The sequence below is a fragment of the Pseudomonas sp. MWU13-3659 genome (assembly GCF_023757525.1).
Lineage (GTDB): Bacteria > Pseudomonadota > Gammaproteobacteria > Pseudomonadales > Pseudomonadaceae > Aquipseudomonas > Aquipseudomonas entomophila_E.
Genome location: NZ_JAMSHW010000012.1, coordinates 156,864 through 164,527 on the forward strand (window position 1 = coordinate 156,864; position 7,664 = coordinate 164,527).

Consider the following 7,664-nt stretch of genomic DNA (forward strand, 5'->3'; position numbering starts at 1 on the left):
GGTGGCGCTGCGGGTGGCCCATTCGCCGGCAAGGCCGGCTCCTACAGGTATCGCGTAGGAGCCGGCTTGCCGGCGAACCGGATCAGCCGCGCTCGATCGCCAGCGCCACGCCCTGGCCGCCGCCGATGCACAGGGTCGCCAGCCCCTTCTTCGCATCACGCTTGATCATCTCGTGCAGCAAGGTCACCAGCACTCGGCACCCCGAGGCGCCGATGGGGTGGCCCAGGGCGATCGCGCCGCCGTTGACGTTGACCTTCGCGGCGTCCCACTCCAATTGCTTGCCCACGGCCAGTGCCTGGGCGGCGAAGGCTTCGTTGGCTTCGATCAGGTCCAGATCGCCCAACTGCCAGCCGGCCTTGGCCAGGCAGCGCTGGGTGGCCGACACCGGGCCGATGCCCATGATCGCCGGGTCGACACCCGCGCTGGCGTAGGCGGCGACCTTGGCCAGCGCCGGCAGGCCCAGGGCCTTGGCTTTATCGGCGCTCATCAGCAGCACGGCGGCGGCGCCGTCGTTGAGGCTGGAGGCGTTGCCGGCGGTGACGCTGCCGTCCTTCTTGAAGGCGGCGCGCAGCTTGCCGAGGGATTCGGCGCTGGTGCCGGGGCGGGGTTGCTCGTCGGTGTCGAACACCAGCGGCTCGCCTTTCTTCTGCGGGATGTGGATCGGGGTGATCTCGTCCTTGAAGCGCCCGGCCTCGATGGCGGCCACGGCCTTGCGCTGCGACTCGGCGGCGAAGGCATCCTGCTGCTCGCGGGTGAGGCCGAACGTGTCCACCAGGTTCTCGGCGGTGATGCCCATGTGGTAGTCGTTGAAGGCATCCCACAGGCCGTCGGTGATCATGCTGTCGACCAGCTGGCCGTGGCCCATGCGCTGGCCGGTACGGGCCGAGGGCATCACGTAGGGCGCCAGGCTCATGCTCTCCTGGCCACCGGCGATCACCACCTCGGCGTCGCCGCAGCGGATGGCCTGGGCGGCCAGGTGCAGGGCTTTGAGGCCCGAGCCGCAGACCTTGTTCAGGGTCAGGGCCGGGACTTCGTAGGGCAGGCCGGCCTTCACGGCGGCCTGGCGGGCGGGGTTCTGGCCGGCGCCGGCGGTGAGCACCTGGCCGAGGATCACTTCGTCGACCTGGGCCGGGTCCAGCTGGGTCTGGGCCAGCAGCTGGCGGATCACGGCGGCGCCCAGCTCGACGGCGGACACGTTGGCCAGGGCCCCCTGGAAGCTGCCGATGGCAGTGCGGGTGGCGGCGACGATGACGACTTCGTTCATTGTTGTTCTCCGGGATACGAGCGTGATCGCCACAGCATCCATGGGCGCCGCTTATTTGGGAAGTTTGTTTTTCTTTGCCATTGATCCGAATTTCAAATGAATGGGTAAGTTGGGTGGGGGGCAACTAAGCTTGCTGGCAGCTGTTCGCCGGCAAGCCGGCTCCTACATGATCAACGCCTGGCGCTATCCCTGTAGGAGCCGGCTTGCCGGCGAATGGGTCCCCAACCCGCAAGGAATCCCGATCATGCGCCAATCCCTGATCCTCCCAATCCTGCTGCTCGCCAGTACCGCTGCCTTTGCCGCCGAGCCGAAGTGCACCACCGCCGACAAGGCCACCTGGCAGGACGCCGACCAGTTCCAGGCCAAGCTCAAGGACGAGGGCTACAAGATCAGCAAGTTCAAGGTCACCAAAGGCAACTGCTACGAGATCTACGGCTTCGACAAGGACGGCCGCAAGGTCGAGATCTACCACGACCCGGTGAGCGGCAAGGCGGTCAAGACCGAGGTCCATAAATGACCGCCAGCGTGCGGCTGTGGGACCCGTTGCTGCGGGTGTGCCACTGGTCGCTCGCTGGGGTGTTCTTCGCCGATTACTTTTTCAACGAGGTGGGTGACGACTGGCACCAGTGGCTGGGCTACTACGCCTGCGCGTGTCTGCTGTTGCGCGTGGTGTGGGGCTTCGTCGGGCCGCGCAGCGCACGCTGGGCGGATTTCTGGCCGACGCCGGCGCGGCTGGTGATTCATGGCCGGGCGCTGTGGCGTGGCGAGCGCTATCACCGCCTGGGGCATACCCCGATCGGCGCGCTGGTGATGGTGCTGATGATGCTGGGTATTGCCGGCCTGGGCGTGACGGGCTGGATGATGCTGGAGGTGGATGCGTTCTGGGGCGCCGAGTGGCTGGATACGCTACACAGCTGGCTGGCCGATGGCGTGCTGGCGCTGGTCTGCGTGCACCTGCTGGCGGCGCTGGTGGAGAGTGTGCGGTTGCGCGAGAACCTGCCGTTGTCGATGGTGACGGGGCGGCGGCGGTCGTCTGAAAAGCCGTGATGTGTGGGGCTGCAAGGTTCGCCGGCAAGCCGGCTCCTACGGGGTTGCGTGTGACTCGTAGGAGCCGGCTTGCCGGCGAAGGGGTCACACCGCCGGGCACTGGTTGGTCACGCAGTGAATCCCGCCCCCTCCCGCCGCGATCGCATCGATGTCCAGTTGCACCACGTCCCGCCCCGGATACAGCTGCTCCAGCAACGCCCGGGCCTTCTCGTCGGCACTGCGATCGCCGAACTGCGGCGCGATCACCGCGCCGTTGATCACGAAGTAGTTGATGTACCCCGCGGCAAAGTCCGGGTTGCCCTTGCTGAACTTGCTGTTGCGCGGCTTCAGCGGCGGCGACAGGGTGTGGATCTCCAGCTTGCGCCCATCGGCATCGGTAGCGTTCTGCAGGATCTCCAGGTGCTCGCGGGTCACGTCGTGGTCGTAGGAGTCCGGGTCGTTGTCCAGGTTCGCCACCACCACGCCAGGCGCCGCGAAGCGCGCGTAGAAGTCCACGTGGGCGTCGGTGATGTCCTTGCCCTTGATGCCCGGCAGCCAGATGATCTTGCGCAGCCCCAGCCGCGCCTTCAGCTCCTCCTCGACCTGGGCCTTGCTCCAGCCGGGGTTGCGGTTGCTGTTGATCCAGCTGCTCTCGGTCATGATCCCGGTGCCATGGCCATCCACCTCGATGCCGCCGCCTTCGCCGACCAGCTCGCTGCGCTGGTAGCCACCACCGGCCAGCTTGGCGCCGCGGGCGGCGAGCTTGGCGTCCTGGCGGTGCTGCTGCTTGCCGCCCCAGCCGTTGAAGTTGAAGTCCACCGCCGCCAGCTCGCCATCGTCGTCGACCACGAAGTTGGCGCCGATGTCGCGCATCCAGATGTCGTCCAGTTCGGTTTCGACGTAGGTGATGTTGTGGCTGCCGCACTCTTCTTCGGCGATATCGCGCTCGCTGGCGCGGCAGAACACCGTCACCGGCTGGTAGGCGGCGATGGCGCGGGCGATGCGCCCGAGCGCGGCCTGGACGTCTTCGGTGAAGTCTTCCCAGATCGCGTCCTGGGCGCCGAAGGCGATGTAGGCGCGCGCGTGCTTCTCGCCTTCGTCGGGCATGAACCAGCGGCCCGGCTCGGCGGCGCGGGCGCTGTTGCTGCCCAAGGGCAGGCCGAAGCTGACGGCGGCGCCGAGGCCGGCGACGACGCTCAGTTGTTGGAGGAAGGTGCGGCGAGTAGGCATGGGGTCAGTCCTGTGCGGTCTTGAAGCGGGTCCAGACGCGCATGCGCGCACGCATGTCGGCCTGGGGGATGTCCTTGCCCGGGATCAGCCGGGTGTAGGTGGCATCGCTGAGGTAGATGTCCGGGTTGTCACGCAGGCGCGCGTCCACCAGGGGGCGGGCCTTGGCGCTGGCGGTGGGGTAGCCGGTGAAGTTGCTGATGGCGGCCATGTTCTCCGGGCGCATGACGAAGTTGATGAAACGATAGGCGTACTCCGGGTGCTTGGCGTCGGCGGGGATGGCCATGGTGTCCATCCACACCGTGGTGCCTTCGCGGGGCACGCGGTACTGGAAGTCGATGGCTTTGCCCGCGGCTTCGGCGGTGCGCTGGGCCTGGATCACGTCGCCGCTGTAGCCCAGCGACAGGCAGGTATTCTCGTTGACCAGCTCGGTGACCGGCTGCGATTGCAGCTTGCGCACATAGGGGCGGATGCCCTTGAGCAGCTCGCTGGCGGCGGCCAGGTCCTCGCGCTTGGCGCTGCGCGGCTCGCGGCCCAGGTAGTGGAGCACCACGGCCAGCACTTCGTCGGGCGAGTCGATGATCGAAATGCCGCAATCGGCGAACTTGGCCGCCAGCTCCGGCTTGAACAGCAGGTCGAGGCTGTCCAGCGGCGCGTCGGGCATGCGTTCGCGAATCTTCGCGGCGTTCATGGTCAGGCCGATGGTGCCCCAGGTGTAGGGCACGGTGGCCTGGCTGGCCTTGGGGTAGCGGTCGTGCAGTTGGCGCAGGCCGGGCTCGATGTCGTCGAGCGCGGTCAGCTGCTTGCGGTCCAGGGCCTGCAGGCTGCCGGCGCGCATCAGCCGTTCGGCCACGGTGTCGCCAGGGAACACCAGGTCGTAGCCGCTGCGCCCGGACATCAGCTTGGCCTCGAGCACCTCGCTGCCGTCCATGACGTCGTAGATCACCGGGATGCCGGTTTCGGCGGTGAAGCGCTTGAGGGTGTCCTCGGCAAAGTAGTCGGCCCAGTTGTACAGGCGCAGGGCTTCCTGGTCGGCCTGGGCAACGCCGGCGCAGGCCACCAGGGCGGCGATGGCCAGCAGTTTCGATGGTCGGCTTGGCATGGTTCAGGCCCTCGCGGTCTGTGGGGTGCGGCCGTCCAGGCTGAGCAACGGCGCGTACATGCTGGGGCGGCGGTCGCGGTAGATGCCCCAGGTCAGGCGGTCCTCGCGCATGCATTCCAGGTCCAGGTCGTGCAGCCAGACGCCGCTGCTGTCGCGGTCGGCCTCTTGCAGCATCGCGCCCTTGTGGTCGCAGATGAACGACGAGCCGTAGAAGCGCATCGACAGGTTGCCGTCAGTGCGGGCCACTTCATGACCAACGCGGTTGGCCGCGACCACCGGCAGCAGGTTGGCGGCGGCGTGGCCGCGCATGGCCATCTGCCAATGGTCGCGCGAATCCAGTTCGGCGGCACCCGGCTCGGAGCCGATGGCGGTGGGGAACAGCAGCACCTCGGCGCCCATCAGGGCCAGGCAGCGGGCGGTCTCGGGGAACCACTGGTCCCAGCAGATGCCGATGCCCAGGCGGCCGAAGGCGGTGTCCCAGACCTTGAAGCCGGTGTCGCCGGGGCTGAAGTATTCCTTCTCCTGGTAGCCGATGGCATTGGGGATGTGGGTCTTGCGGTACACCCCCAGCAGGCGGCCGTCGGCGTCGGCCACGGTCAGCGAGTTGAAGAAGGCGTTGCCGGCGCGCTCGTACCAGCTCAGCGGCAGCACCACGCCCAGCTCCTTGGCCAGGGCGGCGAAGCGCTTGAGCAGCGGGCTGTCGTTATAGTCCTGGGCCAGGGCCTGGTGGCTGTGGCACTGCTCGATGCAGAAGTACGGGGTGGCGAACAGCTCCTGCAGCAGGATCACCTGGGCGCCCTGGGCGGCGGCACGGCGCACCAGTTGCTCGGCGCGCTCGAGGTTGGCGGCCAGGTCCCAGCTGCAGGCCATCTGCGTGGTGGCGATGCGCAGGGTGCTCATGGGCGCGCTCCCTGCCAGGCCGGCTGCTGCTGGGTGATGCAGTGGATACCGCCGCCACCGTGGGCGATGTGGTCGATGCGCACCGGCACGACCTCGCGGCCGGGGAAAGCCAGGGCCAGTTGCTGCGCGGCGGCCTGGTCGGCGTCGATGCCGTAGGCCGGCATGATCACCGCACCGTTGGCCAGGTAGAAGTTGGTGTAGGAGGCGCAGAACACTTCCGCGTCCGGGTCGACGGCGGCGCTGGCTTCATACAGGTCGAGCAGCTCGAACGCGCGGCCCTGGGCATCGGTGGCCAGTTCCAGGGCGCGGCGGTTCTCACGGGCCACTTCGGCGTACACCGAACCCTGGTCGTGGGTGGCGTCCACCAGCAGCACGCCGGGGCGAGCGAAGGCGCACACGCCATCGACATGGCCGTCGGTCATGTCACCGGTGACGTACTGCGGGTCGCCCGGCAGCCAGATGGTCTTGCGGATGCCCAGCAGGCGGGCGAAACAGTCCTCGAACTCGGCCTTGCTCAGGCCCGGGTTGCGGTTGGGGTTGAGCAGCACCGATTCGGTGGTGATCAGCGTGCCTTCGCCGTCCACATGGATGGCGCCGCCTTCGTTGCACAGCGGGGTGCTCAGGCCTTCGAAACCGAGTTGGTCGAGGATGCGCCGGGCCAGGCTGCGGTCCTTGCCGTGCTCGGACTTGCCGCCCCAGGCGTTGAAGCGCCAGCTCAGGCCGGCCACGCCATGTTGCGGGTGGGTCAGGAAGGTCGGGCCGCTGTCACGGCACCAGCTGTCGTCCACGGCCAGTTCGATCAGCTCGATACCGGGGCCGCACAGTTCGCGAGCGATGGCGATGGCCGAGGGATCGACCACCATCTTCACCGGCTCGAAGCGGGCGATGGTGGCCGCGACACGGGCGTAGTCGCGCTGCACGTCGGCCAGGGTCACGCCCCAGCCCGATTCCCACAGCGCTTGGTTGTGTGGCCAGATCATCCAGGTGGCGGCGTGGCGGGCCCATTCGGCGGGCATGCGCCAGCCGCTGTCGAGGGACAGGGTCATAGTGAACTCCGATCTATTAGGGATTTTTATCAACGAAGCCCGCCGTCGCGGGTGTTGGTGTCAATGTTATGGCTAGGAAGCTGGGCCGACAAACGATAGATTTAGCGGATTACTGATCAGTCAGGCTTATCAGCATGCTCAAACACTGGCCCCCGCTAAACGCCCTGCGTGGCTTCGAAGCCGCCGCCCGCCTGGGCAGCTTCCACAAGGCCGCCGAGGCCCTGAACCTCACCCAGTCGGCGATCAGCCAGCAGATCCGCAGCCTGGAGAGCTACCTGGAACAGCCGTTGTTCCACCGTAGCGGGCGCAGCGTCAGCCTGACCGATGCCGGGCATGACTTGCTCAGCACCACTCAAGCCCTGTTGCAGCAACTGGCGGTGGGGATCCGTCGCCTCGATCAATACCGCAAGCCCAACCAACTGGTGGTCAACACCACCCCGGCCTTTGCCCGCCATTGGCTGTTGCCGCGCCTGGCGGATTTCCACCAGCGTCACCCGGACGTCGATTTGTGGCTGTTCACCAGCTTCGAGGTGCCGGACATGGCCACCGAGACCATCGACCTGGCCATTCGCGACGATATCGGCCCGCAGGCCGAATGCAGCTTCACCGTGCTGCATCAGGACCAGCTGTATCCGGCTGGTCACCCCGCGTTGCCCGAGACAGGGCGCACCACCTTGCACGGTGAGCGGGAGATGGACTGGAGCCATTGGCAACTGGAGGGCGGCGAGGAGGTGGGGCAGCAGGGCAAAGGGCTGAACTTCTCCGACCCGGGGCTGCTGCTGGAGGCGGCGGGCGAGGGGCTGGGAATTGCTTTGGTCAGCCAGCTGCTGGCGCGGCGGATGGTCGATGAGGGGCGCTTGCGGCCCTTGTCTGAACAGCGTGTGCGCGGGCCGGTGTGGAGTTGCCTGGTGCATTGGGAAAGCCAGGAAGATCCGCTGGCGCGGCAGTTCCTGGCGTGGTTGCGTGAAGCCCTGCTGCGCTGAGGGTGCGATTCCCTGTGGGAGCATGGCACGGGCTGAGCCCGTGTTCGCCGGCAAAGCCGGCTCCTACAATGACCGCGCCAGCCTCAAGATCGATGCCGTACCTGTAGGAGCCGGCC

At 67.4% G+C, this 7,664-nt stretch carries 8 protein-coding genes; 3 read left to right on the plus strand and 5 right to left on the minus strand.

Going from position 1 to position 7,664, the window contains the following annotated elements; all coding sequences use genetic code 11:
* Positions 1-82 precede the first annotated feature (82 nt).
* Positions 83-1,264, minus strand: coding sequence for an acetyl-CoA C-acetyltransferase (locus NGM28_RS16925; RefSeq protein ID WP_252090833.1), 1,182 nt, complete (start codon positions 1,262-1,264; stop codon positions 83-85).
* Between the two features lie 244 nt (positions 1,265-1,508).
* Here NGM28_RS16925 and NGM28_RS16930 point away from each other — a divergent pair, with 244 nt between their 5' ends.
* Positions 1,509-1,781, plus strand: a complete 273-nt coding sequence (locus tag NGM28_RS16930) for a PepSY domain-containing protein (protein WP_240064550.1) — start codon at positions 1,509-1,511, stop codon at positions 1,779-1,781.
* On the plus strand, positions 1,778-2,311 hold the full coding sequence (locus tag NGM28_RS16935; RefSeq protein ID WP_252090834.1) for a cytochrome b/b6 domain-containing protein: 534 nt from the start codon (positions 1,778-1,780) through the stop codon (positions 2,309-2,311). The genes NGM28_RS16930 and NGM28_RS16935 overlap by 4 nt, the downstream gene beginning before the upstream one ends.
* Before the next feature lie 84 nt (positions 2,312-2,395).
* Here the strand turns inward: NGM28_RS16935 and NGM28_RS16940 are convergent, their stop codons facing one another.
* The 4 genes from NGM28_RS16940 to NGM28_RS16955 are packed head-to-tail and all read right to left on the minus strand — an operon-like array spanning position 2,396 to position 6,565.
* Entirely contained in the window at positions 2,396-3,520 is a 1,125-nt protein-coding gene (locus NGM28_RS16940) for an agmatine deiminase family protein (protein ID WP_252090835.1), read from the minus strand.
* A 4-nt stretch (positions 3,521-3,524) separates the two neighbouring features.
* A complete protein-coding gene (locus tag NGM28_RS16945) occupies positions 3,525-4,619 on the minus strand; it encodes an extracellular solute-binding protein (protein ID WP_252090836.1) in 1,095 nt (364 codons plus the stop codon).
* 3 nt (positions 4,620-4,622) lie between these two features.
* Positions 4,623-5,519, minus strand: a complete 897-nt coding sequence (gene aguB, locus NGM28_RS16950; protein WP_240064546.1) for an N-carbamoylputrescine amidase — start codon at positions 5,517-5,519, stop codon at positions 4,623-4,625.
* Positions 5,516-6,565 (minus strand): agmatine deiminase family protein, encoded by a 1,050-nt coding sequence (locus NGM28_RS16955; protein ID WP_252090837.1) that lies wholly within the window; start codon positions 6,563-6,565, stop codon positions 5,516-5,518. The genes aguB and NGM28_RS16955 overlap by 4 nt, the downstream gene beginning before the upstream one ends.
* A 134-nt stretch (positions 6,566-6,699) precedes the next feature.
* Between NGM28_RS16955 and NGM28_RS16960 the strand changes: the two genes are divergently transcribed.
* Positions 6,700-7,548 (plus strand): LysR substrate-binding domain-containing protein, encoded by an 849-nt coding sequence (locus tag NGM28_RS16960; protein WP_252090838.1) that lies wholly within the window; start codon positions 6,700-6,702, stop codon positions 7,546-7,548.
* The last annotated feature ends 116 nt before the right edge of the window (positions 7,549-7,664 follow it).